This is a genomic window from Nitrosospira multiformis ATCC 25196 (assembly GCF_000196355.1).
In the GTDB taxonomy this organism is placed as follows: domain Bacteria; phylum Pseudomonadota; class Gammaproteobacteria; order Burkholderiales; family Nitrosomonadaceae; genus Nitrosospira; species Nitrosospira multiformis.
Genome location: NC_007614.1, coordinates 1,939,140 through 1,960,328 on the forward strand (window position 1 = coordinate 1,939,140; position 21,189 = coordinate 1,960,328).

Annotated in this window: 21 protein-coding genes; 13 read left to right on the forward strand and 8 right to left on the reverse strand. The window is 52.5% G+C overall.

Translation table 11 applies throughout. From position 1 onward, the window contains the following. Positions 1-305 precede the first annotated feature (305 nt). The 4 genes from NMUL_RS08920 to NMUL_RS08930 form a co-directional block, all read right to left on the reverse strand. Positions 306-1,742, reverse strand: coding sequence for a homospermidine synthase (locus NMUL_RS08920; RefSeq protein WP_238529789.1), 1,437 nt, complete (start codon positions 1,740-1,742; stop codon positions 306-308). Between the two features lie 7 nt (positions 1,743-1,749). Further along, the gene (locus tag NMUL_RS15975; protein WP_167535573.1) at positions 1,750-1,923 is read right to left on the reverse strand and encodes a hypothetical protein; all 174 of its coding nucleotides are present in this window, start codon (positions 1,921-1,923) and stop codon (positions 1,750-1,752) included. Between the two features lie 310 nt (positions 1,924-2,233). Then, positions 2,234-2,587 carry a hypothetical protein gene (locus NMUL_RS15980; RefSeq protein WP_041352508.1) on the reverse strand — a complete coding sequence of 118 codons (354 nt, stop codon included), beginning with the start codon at positions 2,585-2,587 and terminating at the stop codon, positions 2,234-2,236. A 122-nt stretch (positions 2,588-2,709) separates the two neighbouring features. After that, a complete protein-coding gene (locus tag NMUL_RS08930) occupies positions 2,710-4,695 on the reverse strand; it encodes a GumC family protein (RefSeq protein WP_104009704.1) in 1,986 nt (661 codons plus the stop codon). Between the two features lie 309 nt (positions 4,696-5,004). Here NMUL_RS08930 and NMUL_RS08935 point away from each other — a divergent pair, with 309 nt between their 5' ends. Both NMUL_RS08935 and ygiD read left to right on the forward strand, forming a co-directional pair. Continuing rightward, positions 5,005-5,193, forward strand: coding sequence for a hypothetical protein (locus NMUL_RS08935; RefSeq protein WP_041352510.1), 189 nt, complete (start codon positions 5,005-5,007; stop codon positions 5,191-5,193). A gap of 173 nt (positions 5,194-5,366) precedes the next feature. Then, positions 5,367-6,137: a 4,5-DOPA-extradiol-dioxygenase gene (gene ygiD, locus NMUL_RS08940; RefSeq protein ID WP_256326939.1), complete on the forward strand. Its 771-nt coding sequence runs from the start codon at positions 5,367-5,369 to the stop codon at positions 6,135-6,137. Positions 6,138-6,206: 69 nt separating this feature from the next. On the opposite strand, the gene NMUL_RS08945 is transcribed toward ygiD, so the two are convergent. Continuing rightward, positions 6,207-7,307 carry an NAD(P)/FAD-dependent oxidoreductase gene (locus NMUL_RS08945; protein WP_011381023.1) on the reverse strand — a complete coding sequence of 367 codons (1,101 nt, stop codon included), beginning with the start codon at positions 7,305-7,307 and terminating at the stop codon, positions 6,207-6,209. Between the two features lie 279 nt (positions 7,308-7,586). Here NMUL_RS08945 and NMUL_RS08950 point away from each other — a divergent pair, with 279 nt between their 5' ends. Next, on the forward strand, positions 7,587-8,582 hold the full coding sequence (locus tag NMUL_RS08950; RefSeq protein WP_011381024.1) for a phosphotransferase: 996 nt from the start codon (positions 7,587-7,589) through the stop codon (positions 8,580-8,582). A gap of 31 nt (positions 8,583-8,613) precedes the next feature. Further along, the gene (locus NMUL_RS08955; RefSeq protein WP_011381025.1) at positions 8,614-9,342 is read left to right on the forward strand and encodes an HAD family hydrolase; all 729 of its coding nucleotides are present in this window, start codon (positions 8,614-8,616) and stop codon (positions 9,340-9,342) included. 82 nt (positions 9,343-9,424) lie between these two features. Here NMUL_RS08955 and NMUL_RS08960 read toward each other — a convergent pair whose 3' ends face one another. Continuing rightward, the gene (locus NMUL_RS08960; RefSeq protein ID WP_011381026.1) at positions 9,425-10,303 is read right to left on the reverse strand and encodes a hypothetical protein; all 879 of its coding nucleotides are present in this window, start codon (positions 10,301-10,303) and stop codon (positions 9,425-9,427) included. A gap of 282 nt (positions 10,304-10,585) precedes the next feature. On the opposite strand from NMUL_RS08960, the gene NMUL_RS08965 reads away from it, so the two are divergent. Further along, complete coding sequence (locus NMUL_RS08965; RefSeq protein ID WP_011381027.1) at positions 10,586-13,915, forward strand: EAL domain-containing protein; 3,330 nt, start codon at positions 10,586-10,588, stop codon at positions 13,913-13,915. A 47-nt stretch (positions 13,916-13,962) separates the two neighbouring features. Here the strand turns inward: NMUL_RS08965 and NMUL_RS08970 are convergent, their stop codons facing one another. Beyond that, positions 13,963-14,145, reverse strand: coding sequence for a hypothetical protein (locus NMUL_RS08970; RefSeq protein WP_041352512.1), 183 nt, complete (start codon positions 14,143-14,145; stop codon positions 13,963-13,965). A 290-nt stretch (positions 14,146-14,435) separates the two neighbouring features. Here NMUL_RS08970 and ypfJ point away from each other — a divergent pair, with 290 nt between their 5' ends. From ypfJ to NMUL_RS16360, 4 genes are all read left to right on the forward strand, one after another. Beyond that, positions 14,436-15,308, forward strand: a complete 873-nt coding sequence (gene ypfJ, locus NMUL_RS08975) for a KPN_02809 family neutral zinc metallopeptidase (protein WP_011381028.1) — start codon at positions 14,436-14,438, stop codon at positions 15,306-15,308. Positions 15,309-15,339: 31 nt separating this feature from the next. Next, complete coding sequence (locus NMUL_RS08980) at positions 15,340-15,654, forward strand: phage protein NinX family protein (RefSeq protein WP_011381029.1); 315 nt, start codon at positions 15,340-15,342, stop codon at positions 15,652-15,654. A gap of 80 nt (positions 15,655-15,734) precedes the next feature. After that, entirely contained in the window at positions 15,735-17,372 is a 1,638-nt protein-coding gene (locus tag NMUL_RS08985) for a phospholipase D-like domain-containing protein (RefSeq protein ID WP_011381030.1), read from the forward strand. 451 nt (positions 17,373-17,823) lie between these two features. Beyond that, complete coding sequence (locus tag NMUL_RS16360) at positions 17,824-18,636, forward strand: PEP-CTERM sorting domain-containing protein (RefSeq protein ID WP_011381031.1); 813 nt, start codon at positions 17,824-17,826, stop codon at positions 18,634-18,636. 225 nt (positions 18,637-18,861) lie between these two features. Here NMUL_RS16360 and NMUL_RS08995 read toward each other — a convergent pair whose 3' ends face one another. Beyond that, positions 18,862-19,215 carry a DUF488 domain-containing protein gene (locus NMUL_RS08995; protein ID WP_011381032.1) on the reverse strand — a complete coding sequence of 118 codons (354 nt, stop codon included), beginning with the start codon at positions 19,213-19,215 and terminating at the stop codon, positions 18,862-18,864. Between the two features lie 309 nt (positions 19,216-19,524). On the opposite strand from NMUL_RS08995, the gene NMUL_RS09000 reads away from it, so the two are divergent. From NMUL_RS09000 to NMUL_RS09015, 4 genes are all read left to right on the forward strand, one after another. Then, a complete protein-coding gene (locus NMUL_RS09000; protein WP_011381033.1) occupies positions 19,525-20,016 on the forward strand; it encodes a CreA family protein in 492 nt (163 codons plus the stop codon). Between the two features lie 55 nt (positions 20,017-20,071). Next, positions 20,072-20,305, forward strand: a complete 234-nt coding sequence (locus NMUL_RS09005; RefSeq protein WP_041352513.1) for a hypothetical protein — start codon at positions 20,072-20,074, stop codon at positions 20,303-20,305. Beyond that, the gene (locus NMUL_RS09010; protein WP_011381034.1) at positions 20,302-20,739 is read left to right on the forward strand and encodes a CHRD domain-containing protein; all 438 of its coding nucleotides are present in this window, start codon (positions 20,302-20,304) and stop codon (positions 20,737-20,739) included. The genes NMUL_RS09005 and NMUL_RS09010 overlap by 4 nt, the downstream gene beginning before the upstream one ends. A 100-nt stretch (positions 20,740-20,839) precedes the next feature. Then, positions 20,840-21,103: a membrane anchored protein gene (locus NMUL_RS09015; RefSeq protein WP_011381035.1), complete on the forward strand. Its 264-nt coding sequence runs from the start codon at positions 20,840-20,842 to the stop codon at positions 21,101-21,103. The last annotated feature ends 86 nt before the right edge of the window (positions 21,104-21,189 follow it).

Here is a 21,189-nt window from a genome sequence, read left to right on the forward strand (position 1 = left end):
TGATTTGCTCGATAAAGGGGCCGAAATCTTTACCAAGAAAAAACTCGAACACTCTCGATCGAAGGCCGACACACCTGATAACGTGGGAAAAAATTCGCCACCTCCAAAGTCTGCCAACAGATTGAAATCTTTCCGGGAAGGAAAAGAAAAAATTTAGCAATTCAAAAACTCAGGAATGCGGCGGCAGCACCTGTTGCCGCAGTTGTTCCCCATATAGCAGCAATAGCAGTGCATCCTGGACTGTCACCGAACAGTGAGTCTCAGAAATTCCCGTCCCGAAACTTCAAAGATTAAAGCAGCAGATCTTATGTTACGCGAACATTCTTGAATTGCCAGGGATCCTCCCTGTCGACATCCTCGTCAAATAACCATCCTCGATCCTGCAACGGAGTCCAGTCCGAATAGATCCCCACAAGCTCTCCCAGATAGGGCTTGGCTACCTCCAGGACAAGCTCGTGGTCGATTGCTTCAGGTTCCACTACACCCGATCTCGGATTCTGCAGAGCCCATATCATTCCGGCAAGAATGCCAGCTACGACCTGCAAGCTGGTAGCACTATTGAATCGGGCAAGCCGGCGTGCTTCCCCTATGGATAACCGGGATCCATACCAGTAAGCGCATTTTGCGTGGCCCATGAGCAGCACGCCAAGCTCGTCCGTCCCCTCCACCAGTTCATCCCGAAGAATGCGTTTTTTCGCCTGTATCTGCCAATTTCTGCCCGCAAGCTCGTGAACTGAAAGTACAGCATCGTCACAGGGAAGATAAGCGTAATGCACCGTTGGACGGTAAATCACCTCTCCCTTTTCTCTCAATGTCAGATGGTCGGCTATGGAGATGGATTCGTTATGGGTTATCAGAAAACCGTGATACGGTCCGCCGAGGGGTGTCCAACTGCGCGCGCGGGTAGAAGCGCCGGGGCGGTTGAGATAGATGGCGGCATCGCATCCGAATCCATGATGCGCTCCATCCACCGGCCAATGGCGTTCATGAGTCCCCCATCCCAGTTCCGATGGCTGAAGACCTTCACCGACAAAACCATCCACCGACCAGGTGTTGACAAACTCATTGGGCTGTTTGCGTTGAGAAGCAGCCTGGGTATCACGCTCTGCAATATGAATTGCTTTTATATTGAGCTGATACGCAAGTTGTGCCCATTCGCAGGAGTTTGTGGGTTTTTTCACTGCCATGCCGGTGTCCGCAGCAATGTTCAGTAATGCCTGTTTCGCAAATGTCGAGGCAAGACCCGGATTCGCGCCGTGCGACAGAAGCGCGGTGGGGCCTTCCTGCTTTTCCCGCGCAAAAGCGAGTGCTTGCTCACGCAGCGCATAATTGGAACGCAAGGACGGGGAAACGGATCGGTCAACATATCCACCGGCCCAGGGTTCAATGCAAGTGTCCAGGTACAATGCGCCTCGCCGCCAGCACAATTCCATTAGAGCAAGGCTGGAAACGTCTACGGCGAGATTAAGCAGGAAATCTCCCTCATCGAGCCAAGGCTCCAGCACAGCGAGATAATTTTCCTCGGTCAGCGAATGGGGTGTGAATGAGACGCTAAATTTGCTAGCGATTTCACTGCCATGTTCATCAGCTGTGATTATCCTCACCTGATCGGAACGAATCTCGATATTCTGAAACAATAACGAAAGCAAAGCCTGGCCTACGCTGCCAAAACCCACTATTATCAAATTCCCCTGCAGATGCGCGTGTTTGGTGTTTGCCTGCTTGTGCGCTTTCATTTCCATATCGAAATTAATCCTCCTCCTCATTTCTGGTCACTGCCATCACTGCCTTTTTCAATCGCCCATCAGTTTCCACCCGTAATTTCCCAATTTCGATCCACACATCATCCACATTGATACCCCCGATATTTATGGCAGGCAGAATCCTTGAGATTGTGGCTTCCTGCCCGTGCTCACGCTCCATTTTTAGCTGCCGCCAGGCCAGGATTGAAACGCTCCCCTGGCAAATACTCCTCCTGCCGGTCTTTCCGGCATGGATTTTCCTCGCGCAGGAACCGGTGGATTCAAACAGTGGTCAAATTATTATTATTTTAATATACCCTTCAAATTGCATGCGACCTTGCCGGACGGGCGTGACCGTCATCGTATCAAGGTAACCGGTAACGGGAGTCAAAAGGAAGAAAAACGGGTGGGTTCGTGCAAGAGTGTTACGGTGGTCTCATTTTTATTATTATGAATGCAGTAGCTTTTGAACTGATTCACCTTATTGAGGCTTAAGGAAAAGCGCCATGACGAATTCTAATTGTATCCTGCCACGACATGAAAATCACACCCATCCCCATGGCCCGGAATGCGGCCACACCGGTGTCGCGCACGATGACCATGTCTGCTATCTTCACGATGGCCATCTGCATTACCCGCACGGCAACCATATCGATGAGCATGTCATAGACGTCAGTGAAATCAATCCGCAGAACTGTACTCCGGGACATGAATGCGAAGGTCACGCGCAAGGTCATGTACATGGTCCCGAGTGCGGGCACGAAGCCGTGCCTCATGGAGACCATATGGACTATCTGGTCGGAGGCCATCTTCACCACCCCCATGATGACCATTGCGATGATCATGGTCCGGTGAAGACAGTGGGGTGATCCTATCTCCAGGCACTCCTTGAATTTGCCCAAGCCGAAAAAGGGTAACCGGTTTAGAGGAAGGGTAGCCTAATTATTGCTTGGATAAGGTATTCTGCTCAGATTATGAGCAACGCTGGATGCAGCACTTCGATCTCGTGCAGAGGACGGCCTTGCTGGGGCGGCGAATAGGTGCCATAACTCGAAATCACCGAAGGGTCCAGATGACCGACGATCTGCTCCAGCTCGGAAAGCCGCAAGCCCTGGCGTACAAGATAAGTAATGTAGCTATGCCGGATCGTCTCGGCGGTGATTTCCTGGGGGTCAGGCAATCCCGAATCGATTGCGGCGCAAACCAGGGCGGTTGCCAGATCGACGCGTGTCTGCGAATCATCCGGATCCCATACCGGGCGGTTACCGGAATGCTGGAGCAAGGATTTGAGCGGATTGCTGAGGGGCACCGCCCTCGGAGTTCTTCCTTCGAGGTTGATGACATTGGCCCGCTCGTTGATCTGATTCGCCTTCAAGGACGCCGCTTCATTGATGTCGAGGCCGCTGAGCAGCAAACCGATAAGCTGCTTCCCCTTCAGGTTGGCGGCATTGATCAGGGTCCGTAACTGATGGCTCGAAAGTTCCCGGTGCACCGGTTTTGGCAAGGCAAAGTTGGTTTTCTGCTCTAACGGTTCGGCTTTGGTCCCGAGCGCGGCGTGAGGATGATCAATAAGCTCGGTAGCAGGCGGGGTATATCTCCCCACACCGAATACTGCGATGGAAGGCGATTGTTCCTTCTTTTGGGTCAGATACTCAAAAACCCACACGCTGATCAATCCCAGAAGCAGGGAGCCGCCGAGCGCTATCAGGGCTTCACGACTGTAGTTCGGTCTTACTGGCTCCCTTGATTCATATGCCCTGCTAATCACATCGACCTGTGGATATTTGTCCTTGCGGCCGGTTTTCACCTGTACCAGCCGTTCCTGCGTATCCCGATACAGCTTTTCCAGTCCTTCCAGATCGGTCTTCAACGCCTCGTGCTGGGTAAATTTTGTCGCGAAGGCCGATGCCCGCTGCCTGTGCTCGCCCAATTGCTCGCGAATATCCCTGACGGTCTGTCGTGCGGCCGCGTAATTCACTTCGGCTTCATTCAAAGCTACATTTTGACCCCGCAACCGCTTATTGTTGATAGCAGTCTCGAGTTCCTTGATTTGCTCAGGAAGAGACTTCAGGTCGGGCTGCAGGTTTAAGTACTCGCGGGTAAATTTTTTATCGAATTCTGCCAGTTTTTCACGTGAATCATGCAGACGCTTCTCGAGGTCGGCCAAGCTGATTTTCTCATCGTCGGGAACCACTGCCTTTCCCCGGGCAATTGCAGCTCTGATGGCATCCAGTTCCGCTTTCGCCTTGACCTCCGCCTCGGAAGCCTTGTTAAGCGACTCGTTCAGCCCCTTCAGCCGGGCGGATGGTTCATTCTCCTCGCGCTCTGTCGATAGAATGTTATTGTTTTCACGGAAGTTCTCCAGCGCCGTCCTCGCGGCAGCAACCTTGTCAGCCAACTCCTCCAGTTCACCCTCGACAATACGCTCGGTATTGCTCTTCAAACGTTTTACTTCTTCACTTCGCGCTTCCAGGTATACGTCTATCCATGTATTGATGAGCAAAGGCAGAAAGCGGGGATCCGAGCCTTCTGCCGCAACCTCGACGAGATTGGTTTCTGGAACAGGCTCGACGGTCAACAAAGTCTGAATATCGGATTCAGTCAACCGGTTTAAGGATTTACCGGCGGGAGAAGCCTTCAATTTCCTCAGGGTTTCAGCGGCAAGCTCCCGCCCCAGCAGGATTTGGCGCTGGATTGCCACGTGTTGAATATCGGCATCATCGCTCTGCTGGTCGATGGGCGTCATGGCCGAAGTAAGCAATGTCGCGCTGCTGCGATAAATTGCCGGCTGGCTGTAAACGTAAGCGAGACTGATAGCGGCGCTTGTCAGAAATACAAGTCCAAAAATGTTGAACCTGCGAGATTGATACCAAGGGAATTCATTCTTATCGGCAATCCGTCCCATTTGGTGTGAATTGCCCCCGAGATGCAAGTTGACTCTGTTTTTCATCATGCCTGCTATTCCCCTGCGCCAGCCGCTGCCCTGCCATTTATCACCCACATTCCTCCGTGCAATTCTTCCACTGATTCGATACAAATGTCACGAGATAAATGCAGCCTCTGTACGGTGCCGCACAAACGGGAAAGGGTTCATCCTCGGACAATGGCCCATCCAAAAAAGCAGCGATATTCATATTATTGTAAAACCCTTGCCTTAACTTGACGGTTAGCAATCGCACGCATGATAGACACAGGATTTGTATCGGAACCGGAATGCAAATCCGGTCAGAATCACCCTCTTAACCCTTTCAGGAAACGCAAAATGAAAAAACATCGTGACCAGGTTCTGTTCGGTAACGTCTTTGCTTCATTCGATCCCCGATCGGCGGCATTCCGGCAAAAAATGTTGGAACATTTTCAGACGAATAACTGCAAGCAGTGGAAAACGGTTGAAGGATTACCGGAAGCGGGAAAAAATCATGGTGTGATATACTTCAGAGAAAGTGTATAAGAAGCTCCCATCCGGACTAGGAAACCAGGAGTATACTGCTCTCTCCATACGCTTTCCTGCGATTGCCAAAATGCTTCCCGAACGTGACTTCGACAATCATGCGTTCCAATAGCCCGGCAACGCTCCTCCAACTTTCCCCACTTCCATAGCTCCTGCACAATCTGATGCCCGCAATGCCCGCAGTCTTCGTAGGTCATGGGAATCCTATGAATGCCCTGTCCTGCAACGCGTATACTGAAGCGTGGTCCGCTATTGGCAAAAGCCTCCCGGCCAAACCTAAAGCTATTCTTTGTATCTCCGCGCATTGGTACATACCGAAAACAGCGGTAACTGCCCAAGAAAACCCCCCCACGATTCATGACTTCGGCGGATTCCCGCAGGAGCTGTATCGAGTCCAGTATCCCGCCCCCGGATCCCTGGAACTTGCAGCGGAAGTCGCTGATTTGCTCCTGCCACATGCTGTCATGGACACAACCTGGGGGCTTGATCATGGTACCTGGTCGGTCCTCGTCCATATGTTTCCGGATGCGGATATTCCCGTCATCCAATTGAGTATAGATGAAACCAAAGAGGCTGCATGGCATTATGAGACGGCGCGAAACCTGGCACCGTTGCGGGATCGGGGTGTCCTTATTCTCGGAAGCGGCAATATCGTCCATAATCTGCATACCTATTCATGGGGAAAGCATGATGCAGACCCTTATGACTGGGCTCTGAGGTTCGAAAAAATGGTGCGCACGGCGTTGCGATCGGACAATGTCGAATCCCTCATCGCATATGAAAAACTGGGAAAGGACGCGTTGCTATCGGTGCCAACTCCTGACCATTACCTTCCGTTTCTCTATATTCTTGCTCAGAGGCAGCACAACGAGGAAATCGGTTTTCCTGTGGAAGGATTTGATGACGGATCAATTTCCATGACGGCAGTCCAGATCGGGGTATGAGGCCTCATCTGAGGCAAAGATTGGAACATCGCGTATCTCCACGAAAACTCTTCTCCCTCCTCAAGTTTCCTATGTTTCCCTTATCTCTTTTAACCTGTGGTAATGGTAAGCGGCTGTCTTTTCCTGAGCGGCGATGCGTCGGCGTATCGTATTTTCATAACGCGGAAGATCGAAAAGAACATTGCCTTTAGATCCATGCAATGCTTCCAGTAACATGTCTGCGCCGAGTTGCGCGGATTCGATTGCCCACTCGATCCCCGTTCCACTGAGAGGATCCGGCGCTGCCGTTGCATCTCCGACTGCAATCCAGGCGTCTCCGCCCATTGCTGGGAACATCGTCGCGCCAGCCATTCGTCCGGCTATTGGCCGCTGATCGAAAGCTCCCGCCGACAATGGCGCGAGAAGGCGGGTACACTGCAATTCCTGAAAGAAAAAATCCTTCAAGCGCGACTGCCGCTGCTTGAGTTCATTCCGCCCGATACAAAAACTGGCGAAATAACCTTTTTCGGCAGGCAAAGCGTACCACCACCCGTTTCGGGTACCTTCGACATAGAGAGTGTGGCGAGGGGCTATCCGAGCCTGGAGGGAAGTCATCAGGGCAATTTGCGAGGACTCTGCAACGGGTGCATGGTCGAAAAACGGCAGCGGCACGCGTCCTGTCGCAAGCACTATAAAACGCGCATAAATAGCGAATTCGCCTGCCCGGGAAGTGGTTTCATTGGAAGATGCGTCCTCGGAAGAACGCGCGATCAGCCGCCACCTGTCATGCTGGCGCTCTACGTCCACTACCTTGGCGTCGGGAATTATAGTGCCGCCCGCGCCGGAAGCAAGATTTCGCAAAGCCCCATCCAGAAGCGAACGCTCAATCGCTACGCCAGCGCCCCATGGATTAAACATTGCATTGAATATTACCGGCTCGGCCGTATCCCACAGCGAGGCGGTTTCATGAATCTCTATTCCATGCACTACTTCTGAAAAAAAATCGGGACAGTACTGCTCGATAAAATGTCGCCCTCGACCCGATACGAGTTCGATGCCGCCGGGAGCGTAACCTCCCCAGTACATGAGCTTTACATCGACACCCGCACGTGCGAGCGCAAGCGCGCAGATGGCGCCCGCCGGTCCGCCGCCTATGACAACAACATCCGATATCTCTCCGTCGGGAAACATTTGCTGCTATCGGTCCTTTTTCCTGGCAAACAGGACTATTCTGTACTACTGTCACTCTATAGGGAAGAACCGGATAGCGATGCCGAGAGGATAGGCTTGCTGGTTCACGTTTTCCTTCCTGTATCCATAGAATCGTGATCAGACACGGCTAAAAGAGAGTATCAACCATGCGTGCCAGCAAAGGTCGCGATATTCGATATTGCCTTCAGAGGTTAGTTGCTCAATGCAAATGATCCTGTGTGTAGGCACACTAAAAAACCGGAGGCATCGTAGAGGTTAATGAAATACCTAGGCCATCTGTCGACAGATGACCCCTTTTATGAATACCTCCGGTACGACATCCTGCCGGCGCTGCACTCCGTGAATCATCCGGATTTCAGGGTTTATGAGTTGCGGGCCTCCAACCATGTTTACCTTTACGAAGAACGGGATAGCGGAGCGCGGGTTATTGGAAAATTCTTCGGGGGTGTTCCGCATATCGGCCCTGACGCCGCGTTACGTCACATGGAGCAGGAGTTCAATAATTTGAACTATCTGCGCAGGATCGGCTTCAATGCCTATCCCCACTATGTAGTGCGCCCCCTTGGCCGCAACGCCAGCCTCAACCATGTGGTTGTGGAAGAATATTGCTATGGCACACATTTTAAACATGTCATTCTCAAGGCAATCCGAGAAAATGTGCGCGACGTTCTTTTCCAGAAGCTTACCGCGCTCGCTTATTTTCTTGCCACGCTGCATAACCGGACAGCGCACGAGCGCAAGGTGGAGTTCAACAAAGAATGCGATTACTTTGACCAGGTCATGAACCGCTTGCTAAGCGCAGCATGGATTGGATGGGATCAGGCTCAGGACTTGTATCGGCTAAAAAACCGATGGAGGGACAAAGCCTGCATGTGGGAAGACTGCGAGGTTCTGATCCATGGCGATGTTACTCCGGATAATGTTCTTTTTGGCGATGGCCTTTGGGTCATCATGCTCGACCTGGAGCGGATGAAATCATCTGACAGGGTATTTGATCTGGGCCGCGTCGTAGGCGAACTTCAGCATTTCTTCCTGCAGCAGGCGGGCGACAAGTGGCGCGCTGAACCCTTTATCGGGCATTTTCTATGGGAATACAGCTGTCATTTTCCCGATCGCGATGCAGCCTTCGCTGCGATAACCCGCCGCCTTCCCTTCTATGCCGCGCTCACTCTCCTGCGCATCAGCCGCAATGCCTGGATTGGCGCAGCTTATCGGAAGCGATTACTGGATGAGGCCAGGAGGACATTGGAGTAGTAACAGGTAATAACACCGGAGTACATGCGTTATGGCAATAAAAGGCATCCTGTTTGACCTCTACGGCACGCTGATCGACATCGAAACCGATGAATCCATCGATGAAATCTATCGCGCCATCGCGCACTACCTGGTTTACCAAGGTGTATATCTTCATCGTGGACAGGTGCGGGAGCGCTACTATGCCATCATGAGACAACAGAAGGATGCGAAGGATGAGGAATACCCGGAAATCGATGTGGAAGCCATATGGAATGAACTGCTCCTCCAGCAAGGCATCAAGTCAAGCTACGTCCGGGGACAACAAGCAAAAGTGATCGCTCATATTTATCGCGGCATCTCCCGCAAACGTCTTCGACTCTATCCAAATGTGAAGGAAGTATTGAATGAGCTCCAGACGCGCTACCAACTCGCGCTGGTGTCTGACGCGCAGCCCTGTTTTGCGCTGCCCGAAATTCGGGCGATGGGTCTCGAGAGTTATTTCAATCCCGTCATCATTTCCAGTTACTACGGTTTCAGAAAACCCGATTCCCGTCTCTTCAATAAAGCGCTCGATAAAATGGGTATCTCGCGTTCAGAGGTAATCGCAATCGGAAATGATATGTTCCGGGACATATATGGAGCTCAGCTTCTCGACATCAGGACGATTTTTTTCGATTCCAATCAGGGCGCCAAAACTTACGAAGATGTTGTACCCGCATATCGGGTCCAACAATTCGAGGATATCCTCACTGGCATAGCTCAACTGGCGCAACGTTAGCGTCGACTGTAGCGCGGAGAATCGATTCCCCCTCCCCTATGAAAAAGGAGATAAAAGAAAGGATAACTGGGGAAAGTTGCTCTCAACCCGGGTATTTAAGCTTCAATCGGTTAATAAAGGGTTCTGACAACGAAAAGTCCCTGTCCCCTGGTACGAAAACCTTGCAGCTGTGTTCCGTTCCGGCATGGCTTACCTTGAGGGTTGCAAACACACCCCTATCTGCGGGTCGGGTAACAGGGATCTGCAGCGTTCCTGCTTTCAACTTATAACGGTCAGGCAATATCCGGGACGCTGCCGCACCTTCGAACCTCGCGACCCCGCCTCTCGTCAGATAGGAATATTCGACCTCGGGCTGAACCTGGGATTCGGAAGCCCCGCCTGATGCCCAGTTGACATTGAGCACGAACTCTTCTCCTTGTTCTTCGGAGGATACCCTGGCTGGAGTGGCCCAACAGGTCAGTCCCGGGCGCTTGCGCAGGCAGGCTGACCAGTTTTGGACTGCCCTGGACGCATCGCTATTGCCCGCCACTGCCCGCTGCATGAAAAACTCCGCAGCCTGGGAAGGATCGAGCGTTGCATTTTGGGCGCAATATCCGCCTTTCCATTGCCCGAACCGCATGTCGCTCATCGTATCTGCCGGAGTTGAGTCCGAATCCGGACTGTTGTCAGGCGGCAGATCATCCAGATTGACAAGCCCGTACGTCAGCCCCAGTGACTTATCTTTGCCGAACTGCTGGGCACGCTTGATCGCCTTTTGCGCGTCCTCGTACTTCAATGCGCACAATTCCGCATACATTGCCCGATCTCTCAGGGGCGGCGCAATCCTCTGGTATTCATCATAAAATCCGCTTGCCAGGGTACTATGGCACGTTTCGCTGGCAAACACATTCCCCGGCAGAATCCCCCAGATCAGCGCGACAGACAGAATAGGCGTGAGAGCGGAAACATATTCCTTTTTCATGATGCTCCTCCAGAAGGCAAGCAATTATATAGAAGATGTTACCAGACCAGAAGATGGCTTTGCCCTAAAAGAAGGCTTTGCCTCAGGGAAGATTCGACGATCAGAAAACACATCCATTGTGATCAATCACACAGACAATTGTCTAACTTTATGCTGAACTGGCCCCTGAACTCAGGCTCTGCCAATAAATAAACAAATAACCGGGAGATACTTTATCCCCTCATTGATACCGGTTTCCGAATTTCCGATGATAAAGTTTCTCCATTGCTCAACCGTTATACGATGAGTCGTTCTCCCTGGCTTATCGTCTTGCTTTACGTCGCTTTATCGACCCTCTGGATGGCCGTTGCGGGCTATCTGATATCACTCATGCTTGAGGATCCGGCTTTGCGGAGCCGCGCCTATCTGGCAAAGGAACTGGTTCTTATTGCCATTAGCAGTATCCTATTCTATGCATTGCTTAAACTGGGCAAGGGCGCTACTACTGCCCGCGAAGCCGATGTGACAGCGGCAGACGTCGCAGCTTCGGCTGCGGCAGGTTTCCGGCTGAACCGGTTGATGTTGGCGTTCTTCTCGCTGGCGATGATGGCACCCATTATCAGCATAATGATTATAAAGATGTATGGTCCGGAGATAGAGCAAGGGGCCTATGCTGATCTGCAAACCATCGTGGATCTTAAGGCCGAGCAGATCGAACTCTGGCTTGCTGAACGGCATAACGACGCGGAGGCATTGCTGGCGAACCAGGCGCTTATCGAGCAAGTAGTCGATCTCAAACGAAGAAGAAACGCGCATGAACTGGAGCTTATCCGTAATCGCCTGGAGGCAGTGCGGCAAGCCTACAGCTACGAGTCAGTGATATTGCTTGATGTCGAAAGCCGGCCTCTGCTCGTGTTAGGCGAAAAGCATGAATTGCCACCCATTACCCGCGAATTACTATCTACCGCGTTACGTTCGCGCCAGATACAGAGTACCGATTTCTTTCTGGATGAAAACGGAAAACCTCTGCTGGATATTGCAGTGCCTCTGGTAGCGGAGACAACAAATAAGGAACCTGGTGCCATTGTGCTCTTACGAGCGGATCTGGAGCAATTCCTTCTTCCACTCGTCGAGAAGTGGCCCCGTATCAGTTGCAGCGGAGAGATACTGCTTATCACCCAGAAGAATGAAACCGTCAATTATCTTAATAAATTGCACCGCTTTCAGCGGACACATGGCACACATGGATATCATGCGCTCGCCAGGGACGAACTTGCTAGCGCCATTGCCACCCGGGACGAAAAACAGGGGACGGTACATGGAATCGATTACCGGGGAGAGCAGGTGCTCGCGGCCTATCGACCCCTTACCGGGACCGGTTGGCGTTTGCTTGCAAAAATCGACCAGAATGAAGTGCTGGCGCAGCTATGGACTCTTGTATTCTGGATGAGTGCCGTCATTCTCATTGCGGTTACTGCGGTAAGCGTCGTGCTGCTGCTGTTATGGCGTCAACAGCAACGCGCCCACCAGCTGGCACTGATCATTCACACCGCGGATCAGGATCGCCTTCTCAAGTATTTCTATGACCTGCCATTCATCGGCATGGCGATTACCTCCCCCGATACCAAACGCTGGTTGCGCTTCAATAATCAGTTTTGCGAGATGATGGGATACTCAACTGAGGAGTTGGCAAAAAAAAGCTGGATTGAGATAACTCATCCGGATGATGTCGCTAAAAGTACTGCCGAGCGCGAGCGCATCCTGAAAGGGGAGTCTGAAGGCTACGCGATGAACAAGCGCTTCATCCGTAAGGATGGCTCGATAATCTTCGCCAATGTGGATGTCAAATGTGTCCGCAGGGATGATGGCACGGTGCATTATTTTGTTGCCATGATCCGGGATATTACCGAGCAAGAACGCCGGAAAACCGAGATTCTGGCAGCGCGACGCCAGCTCCAGGCCACGCTCGACGCCATTCCCGATTTACTGTTCGAGCTTGATGCAGACGGTTGTGTACACGCGTGGCATTCGGTCCGGCGTACCGAGTTTCCGACTGTGTCCGGTGAAAGCCTTGTAGGCAAAAAGGTCGCGGATTTTCTCCCCACCGGAGCAGTAGATATTATCCTGTCGGCATTGGCGGAGGCACAGGAGAAAGGGCTCTCCTCGGGGAAACAATTGGAACTTCGCCTTCCCGGCCGGGAAGACAAATGGTGGTTCGAGCTTTCCGTCTCGCGCAAGCATGTCGATTCCGCAGCGGGCCTTCGTTTTATCGTTCTTGCGCGTGATATTACGGAACGCAAGGCGTCAGAACAAAGAATACTGCATCTGGCGCATTACGATTCGCTCACCGGCCTGCCAAACCGCGCTCTGCTGGCGGACCGGATGAGAGTGGCCATCAATCGTGCAGCGCGGCAAGCCAAACGCCTCGCTGTACTGTTCGTGGACCTCGATCGTTTCAAGGCAATCAATGATTCGCTTGGTCATGACGTTGGCGACCACCTTCTCAAGGTTGTGGCCGAGCGGATGCAAACCTCGATACGCAGCGTAGATACGGTAAGCCGGGTGGGAGGTGACGAATTTGTTGTGCTGCTGAACGAAATTGAAACCGCGGAGGATGCAGCTCGTGTGGCGCAAAAAATCATAGATGGTCTTTCACAACCGTACCAGATCGAAAAACATGAACTGCTGCTGACCGGAAGCATTGGCATTTGCATCTATCCCGATAACGGCAAGGAACCGAATATCCTCCTGCGCAATGCGGATGCGTCCATGTATACAGCAAAGGAAGCTGGACACAACCGTTACCAGTTCTACTCAGAAGACATGACAGCGCGGGCGATCGAGCGACTCAGTCTGGAACATGATCTCCGGGGGGCGGTCGAACGCGGTGAAATGTTCCTGGTTTATCAGCCCCAGATCGAGCTTGGGACAAGCCGCGTTATCGGGGTGGAGGTGCTGATGCGCTGGCGTCATCCCGCCCGTGGATTGATTTCCCCTGTTCGCTTTATTCCCGTTGCCGAGGATACGGGACTGATTCTCTCGATCGGTGAATGGGGTTTGCGCGAATCGTGCAGGCAGGCGCAGCTATGGTACGAACGTGGACTGCTGAATGCGTGTATCTCGGTCAATGTTTCGGCAGTGCAATTCCGTCAGACTGATTTTGTCGGAATCATTGAAAATGCACTTCAGGAGTCCGGTCTGGCGCCCACTAACCTGGAACTGGAACTTACTGAAAGCGCAGTGATGCAAGGGGCGGAACCTGCACTGAACAAGCTGCGCGAACTGGATGCGCTTGGGGTGAAAGTCGCCATCGACGATTTTGGCACAGGTTACTCAAGTCTCGCCTATTTACGGCAGTTTACGGTTGACCGCCTGAAAATCGATCAATCATTCGTACGGGACGTGCCGGGGAACAATGATGCCGAAGCCATTGCAGCGGCAATCGTGGCAATGGGTCTCAACCTGGGCTTCCGTATCATTGCCGAAGGCGTAGAAACGGAAGCGCAAGCGGAATTTCTCCAAAGTGTCTTATGCAAGGAAGGCCAGGGTTATCTTTTTGCGTGGCCTATGACTGCTATTGAGTTCGAGGCATGGATAGCCGGATGGCAAAACCGCGCAGGAAGCACGTCCTAGCCGGGATATCCGAAAACGGCACCCAAAAGCGCGGTGGGTTTTGACTTTCAGTTCCTCTGATTGCTGCTTTTCTCCTTCGTGACCGGATTTTGTACCGTATACCCTTCCTCTTTCATTTTATAACCACCGTAGGCCCCCGCGCCGCCCGCCGCGAGTAGCAGGCAGCCCGACAGGGCCGGCGCCGCCAATAAGAATATCGCCAGATAGAACAGTTTCCGAACTCTCTTCACGCTATCTCCTGTGGTAGTCATCGAAATCAGGGAAAGAAAAATAATATCTCGTGGTAATCACGAAGTCTGTACGATCGCAGACATTTGTCACCATGCGAACATAGTATACTGAAATTGCAAAGTCTCAGGGGTGGCCCGGGCGCTGCACCAGTTACAGAAGCGTGAGAGCTTCGGGTCGAGCCGACGATTAGCAGACCCCAGCACTCTTCGATGGAAATAGGCTGGAGGCAAGCTTCTGGAAGCCGCACAAGGGATTACACAAGAAGAACTGATTGTACCTGGAGCCGAAAATGAAATGGGAAGGTTATCGCCAAAGTAGTAACGTCGAGGATCGCCGAGGTTCGGGCAGCGCATTTGGACTGGGTGGCGGCAGAATCAGCGCCGGCGCGATTGTCATAGCGTTGATCGGTGGGTTGTTGTTCGGCATCGATCCTCTCACCATGCTCAGCGTGATCACCGGCGGAGGCAGCGGAGGCAACATGGTTCAGGAACAAGGTTCTGCACCCGCTGCGCCCCCGGGGGACATGCAGGCAGCCTTCGTTTCGACAGTCCTCGCCGATACCGAGGATGTATGGACGGGCCTGATGAGGCAGGAAAACAAAACTTATGAGCCGCCCAAGCTTGTGCTGTTTCGAGGTGCTGCTCTAACGGCGTGCGGGCAGGGAAGCGCGGCAATGGGTCCCTTCTACTGTCCGGAGGACCAGCGCATCTATATCGATCTGGACTTCTTCAATACGATGGCAAACCAGCTTGGAGCAGGAGGCGACTTCGCGCAGGCATACGTCATTTCGCACGAAGTCGGGCATCATGTACAGAATCTCCTTGGCATCTCCGGTCAGGTGAATGCCGCGCGCGCTCGGTTGCCGCGCTCACAGGCGAATTCCTTGTCGGTACGTGTCGAATTGCAGGCGGACTGTCTGGCTGGGGTCTGGGCCTACCATTCGCAGCGTTCCAAGGGATGGCTGGAGCAAGGCGATATCGAAGAAGCAATGAACGCGGCAACGCAGATCGGCGATGATACATTGCAGCGCAGGACACGCGGCACGATCGTGCCGGAAAGCTTCACGCATGGCACGAGCGCCCAGCGTACCGGCTGGTTTAAGCGGGGATTGCAAGCGGGAAACATGACGGATTGCAATACTCTTAGATCGGAAAAGCTGTAACCTTGCCTCAAGATTCACAGGGAGAACAATCATGAGAGTTTCCGAGCTTAAGGGCGAACTGCTCGACTACTGGGTGGCAAAAGCCAACGATGTGGAAGAAGTGCATGTTATCGATTCCCACTGCGTAGTCAACCATCAACGCTGGGAACCCTCGGTAGACTGGTCTCAAGGAGGACCGATCATCGAAAGAGAAGGAATAAATCTCAGCCACAGCCTCGAACCGGATTCCGAGCATTGCACGGCTTTCATGCGATCAGGCAGAAACCGGCAAAAGGGGTTTACTCCCCTGATTGCCGCAATGCGCTGTTATGTGGATTCCAAGTTTGGAGAAGAGGTTACGGACTAGGATTGGGGAAATATAAAAAGGTGGAGGAAAAGAAAGATCTGCCAGGGAACATACGCGAGAGAGAACGGATCAAATAGCCTATGGCCAAGTTCAAGCTGACACACCTGCTGCGCGAGATTCCCCATGAAACCGCGCGGGAGGATGCTTCTGCCAGAATCATGGCAGCCCAGGCGTTTTCGCGCGCCGCAGGCGCGCCTTTGGTGCATGGCAACAGCATCCGTCTCCTCAAGGATGCAAGCGAGAATTATCCTGCATGGCTCGACGCGATCCGGTCGGCTGAAAAGAACGTCTATTTTGAAAATTATATTATTCGTAATGACATCATTGGCCAGCGATTTGCCGATGCCCTCATTGCGAAAGCAAAAGAAGGCATACGGGTAAGATTACTTTATGACTGGCTTGGAGGATTGACTGAAACATCATCCAATTTCTGGCGCCACCTGAGCAATGGAGGTGTGGAAGTTCGATGCTTCAATCCGATGCGCTTTGACAGTCCCCTGGCCTGGTTGAGCCGGCTGCATCGCAAATCGGTCTGCGTGGATGACCGTGTTGCATTTGTCAGTGGATTATGCGTCGGGCAGATGTGGGATGGATACCCCGAGCGGAATATTGCGCCCTGGCGGGATACGGGAGTCGAGCTGCGGGGGCCGGTGGTAGCGGACGTCATAAATTCCTTTGCGCGTGCATGGGCGGAGACGGGACCGGAAATACCTGCGGATGAACTGCCTGCTCCCGATTCAATCCCGATTGCGGGTCACATCGATGTGAGAGTACTGGGAAACTTTGCTGCGACTGCGGGCTTATACCGACTGGAGCAGCTGATCACCGTGCTGGCGCAAAAAACGCTTTGGCTTACCGATGCCTATTTCGTTGGGACTACAAGTTATGTGCAAGCGTTGAGAGGCGCGGCAATGGACAATGTAGATGTCCGCTTGCTTGTTCCCGGGTCAAGCGGGGATCTCAAGTTTCTCAGGCCGATTTCGCGCGCCGGTTATCGTCCGTTGCTGGAAGCCGGCGTACGCGTGTTCGAGTGGAATGGCTCGATGCTGCACGCCAAGACAGCCGTTGCCGATGGGCGTTGGGCCCGCGTTGGCTCAAGCAATCTCAATATGGCGAGCTGGCTGGGAAATTGGGAACTGGATATTGCGGTGGAAAACCTGGATTTTGCCCAGAAAATGGAGCAAATGTACCTGGAGGATCTGGAAAATTCAACCGAAATCGTTCTCAATAAAAAGAACCGGGTTCGCCCCATAGTGGATCAACTTCCCCACCGCCCTCGCCGTCAGTACGGGGTTGTCAGGCGCCGGTCCGGAAGCGCGAGCAGGCTGACAGCCGGTGCCCTGCGTGTAGGCAATACTGTCGGAGCGGCTATCACCAGTCGACTCGTCCTGGGAGCTGCCGAGGCAAAAATCATGTTTTTCGGGGGGGTTACGCTGCTTGCTTTGACGGTCATTGCATTGTTGGAGCCCCTGCTCATGGTAATTCCTTTCTCGCTGCTTGCGGGATGGATCGGGATTTCACTGTTGATACAGGCGCACAGATTGCACAGGAACGGGCAGAATGATGCCGCAGCCCAGAATGCCAGTATTGCGTCCGATGAGGCTCAGGATAAAGTGATCGAGCTTCCCAACTCCGTGCGCGAAGGCCAGCAGCCCAAAGATATCCGGAAAGAAGCCCAGGAAACACAGGAAATTCAGAAAGCACTCAGGCAACAATGAGAAGAACTGGTGGCGCGCAGGGGGAATTGAGTTTCTTCTGATCTCAATCGGCTTCAGGTTATTCCCCACCAAATCCTTTTTCTTGACCTCCAGATTCTCTTCCCGCCCCAAGTCCCTGCGCGGGCCCGGAAATCCTTCATCATCTCTTACTGCTACTTACGCCTGGATACCAACTGGGCGACCTGCAAGCTTGTCTGGATTCAACGACAGAAAAAATGCTTTAAGCTCATGCATTTGGTCGAACTTGTGGGATAAACGTCTCTGCGGGGGGACGACTATTCCGGTTAAAACCGATCAAACCATCCTAATTAAATGATTCAAAACAATTATTATTTCTGGCATACAAATTGCTAATTCCCTTAAAGCCGCGCTATTGCTGGGCTGCCTCCGGCAGTTTCCATTCTGGCCGGCTTTGAGGTTTATAAAATAATATGAAAATTGGAGAATTGGCATGTTAAAAAAGAAAGAGGTTATACTTACCCTATTGGCATTATTTGGACTGGTCGCGGAGTCTTCCGCGGCGGGTGGATCAGGAATTTCTGCGGGATTGGGAGTCGGATCAGGAGTGTCCGCGGGGCTCGCTTCTACGGAATCAGGAGCTTCTTCCAGCCTGGAAGCTTCTACCAATTCGGCAACCTTCACTGATCTGGGTATTTCTACGCAATCTGGAGCTTCCATTGCATTGGGAACTTCTACGGACGTGGGAATCATTGTCGCTGCCACCTCAAGCTTAACGGCACTCGGTGCAAACAGTGGGGTAGATATAGCAGCCTCCACTGCCACACTCGGAACGAGCAAGGTAACGATCGATGCACCCGCAGTTGAAATTACGGGTAAGGTAGTCCCCACCCAGTCGCTGGAGACCACGAGTATGGTCACTGTAGGTGGGCCGGCCATTGATGCAACCAGCAGTGTAAGCGTGGGAGTGCCGAAACTCAAACTTGGCGCTGACGTGGATACATCAACTTCCACCGGAATCGCCGCGTTGATCGGATCGACTGACGCAACTGCCAATGCCGATATATCTGCTGGACTTGATGTACATACCCTGCAAGCAAATGTAGGCGTTGCAAGTCAAGTAGATGGAGCTGCCGATTTGGGGGAAACCTTGGGAACCGGAGACATTCTTCCTGTCCATTCAAAACTGGCAGTCACTGCCGATGCAATTCCCGCTGTTCCGGAAGCCGATACTTACGCAATGTTGTTAGCAGGCCTCGGCCTCATGGGTTTCATGGTGAAGCGCAGAAGGGAAGCGCCGAACTAAAAACTGGCCAGTTTTTCCCAAGCTTCTACTGGGTTTTTGAGTGGGAAAGCCTGCTTGGAGGAAGAGCGCGTTAAAATCAGCAGGGGCGCTCTTCCCCGCAACGAAATACCATCAAGCTCGCGATCGGATGAAAGAAGCAAGGTGATACTACACGGAGAACGTACATGCACTGTGCCTGATACAAGTCATGTGACAGAGGCATGAGAAACGTGGCAAGGATATGCCTTATTTCTTTTGGTCATGCAGAAATTCCGCCAGAACAACGGCATCGTTGTGCTCCTCGTCTTTGGCCCCATAGAGCAATGTAACAGCTCCCTTCTTTATTTCCTCCCTCAGTCGCGCCAACTGCTCATCATTCTCCTCGAGCTCGGCCCTATAACGTTTCTTGAACTCGGTCCACTTGTCCGGATCATGTCCGAACCATTTTCGAAGCCCGGCACTCGGCGCCAGTTCCTTCAACCAAATATCCACACCCGCTTTTGCTTTTGTCATCCCACGCGGCCAAAGCCTGTCAACCAGAATGCGAGTCCCATCGTTCTTGTGGGACGGTTCGTAAACCCTTTTGAGCTTCAGATTCATTCCTGCCTCGACCTCCCCTTGCGAAACATCAGTTTTCCAACCCGGTTTCTTCGGCACCTCTTCAAAAGCTTATCGCCAGCCTGAATGTCTCGCAGATACCTTCACTCCCACCTGGGAACAGAACGGAGAATAGTGATGACAGAGAAGCAGTCGGGAAGAGGTGCCAGCGGCGTGTTCCCACGCCCTCATATCGTGACCGGCACAACACTTCTCCGTGTCATTTTGGTAAATTCCACCCTGTATATGGCGCTTTAGTCAATTATGCGCCAATAAAACGTAGTGTTTCAATTTGATCGATAAGGAGAAAAAATGGTACGAAAAAGATTTATGGTGGGAATGGCAGCAGCCACATTATTTTCCACAGCTTTTTGCGGAGTGGCAAAAGCAGAGCTCGTCGGTGAAGTGGATACTGCGTTCCGATGGCTGGGAAAGGATGATCGGGTAGTGATAGAAGCTTATGACGACCCCAAAGTGCGGGGTGTGACCTGTTACGTTTCCCGAGCCCGTACCGGCGGAATCAAAGGAACCGTAGGTTTGGCGGAAGACAGGGCGGAAGCGTCGATCGCCTGCCGGCAGGTGAGCGACCCGATCGAGTTCCACGGCAAACTTCCTCGTCAGGAAGATGTGTTTACCGAACGCATGTCAATTTTATTCAAGCGCCTTCACGTGGTCCGGGTGGTGGATTCGGCACGTAACGTGCTTATCTATCTGACATACTCTGACAGAATTATAGAAGGCAGTCCGCAAAACAGCGTTACGGCCGTTCCTGTCGGCCGGAATAATCCCATACCAATGAAATAGTCGGAAACCCGGCATTTCCAAACGGGGATTGGGCTCAACCGCTTCGGGTTAAGGGATGAAGGGGGTAAAAAAGAAAATTGATAAACCAGATGAAGCCAAGCTGAATAATAGAGAGTTGCGTACGCTAGCGTACGGACGTAATGGCAAATACCCAATAAAATTAAGAGAGATTCTTCGTGTAGCGCAGCACTTTTCCCAGCGCTTCCGCCAGAAAAGTCAAAAGAAATGGCAGATCAATCCACAACAACCAAACTGCATAATTCTATTTCTAGAGGAGGTAGTTCAATGAATAAAGTTCGCAAAACCCCTTTCGCCCCCCCCGCATGGACAGTTGCGCTGCTGGCTGTCCTGGCTTTAAGCGGCACCACAGCTAACGCCACAGACATTACCGTGCACCTGACCGGCGATCAGGAAGTGCCCCCGGTCAAGACTTCCGCAATGGGCCACGGCACCCTAACTGTAGAGGATGACAAATCCATCAAGGGCAAAGTCATGACCTCCGATATAAAAGGTACGGGTGCGCATGTCCATGAGGCCCAGGTTGGCAAGAATGGCCCCGATATCATTACGCTCAACAAAACTTCCGATAACGAATGGTCCATACCGGACGGAGCGAAATTGACAGATGCGCAGTATGACGCCTTCAAGGCAGGTGGACTTTACATCAACGTTCACAGCGACACCCATAAGAACGGGGAAATACGTGGCCAGCTAAAACGCTGATACAGTATTCCTGTTCCGGAAAGACCGGACTGGGAGCGGTGCGTTTATCAATGACTGCCGGTATCCCAGTCCCGGTAGCCCAAAAACCGGACTCATCTTCATGCCAAAATACCGTTTGCAGAAAGAACCGGATGGACCGGGCCGGCGGGACAAACCCGATGGCCCCAAGCCAGCTCCTGCACCCGAGCCGGAGCCTTCCCCTGACCGCCCCATTCAGGACCCGCCTCGTCCCATCGACCCCGATAAGCCAAGACGAGACCCGGAACCCTTTAATCCCGACAAACCTGTCGATCCTCGCCCCTACGATCCTGATCCCACCCCGGGCGATCCTATCATCGATCCGGCGGACGAGCCCCTGCTTTGATTATGAGCAGGGTTCTTCACTTCTCGCGTGCGTTCAGCAGGAGCAGCTGGCAGAGTTAAGTTTACCCCTTCATTTAGCGGCTCCAC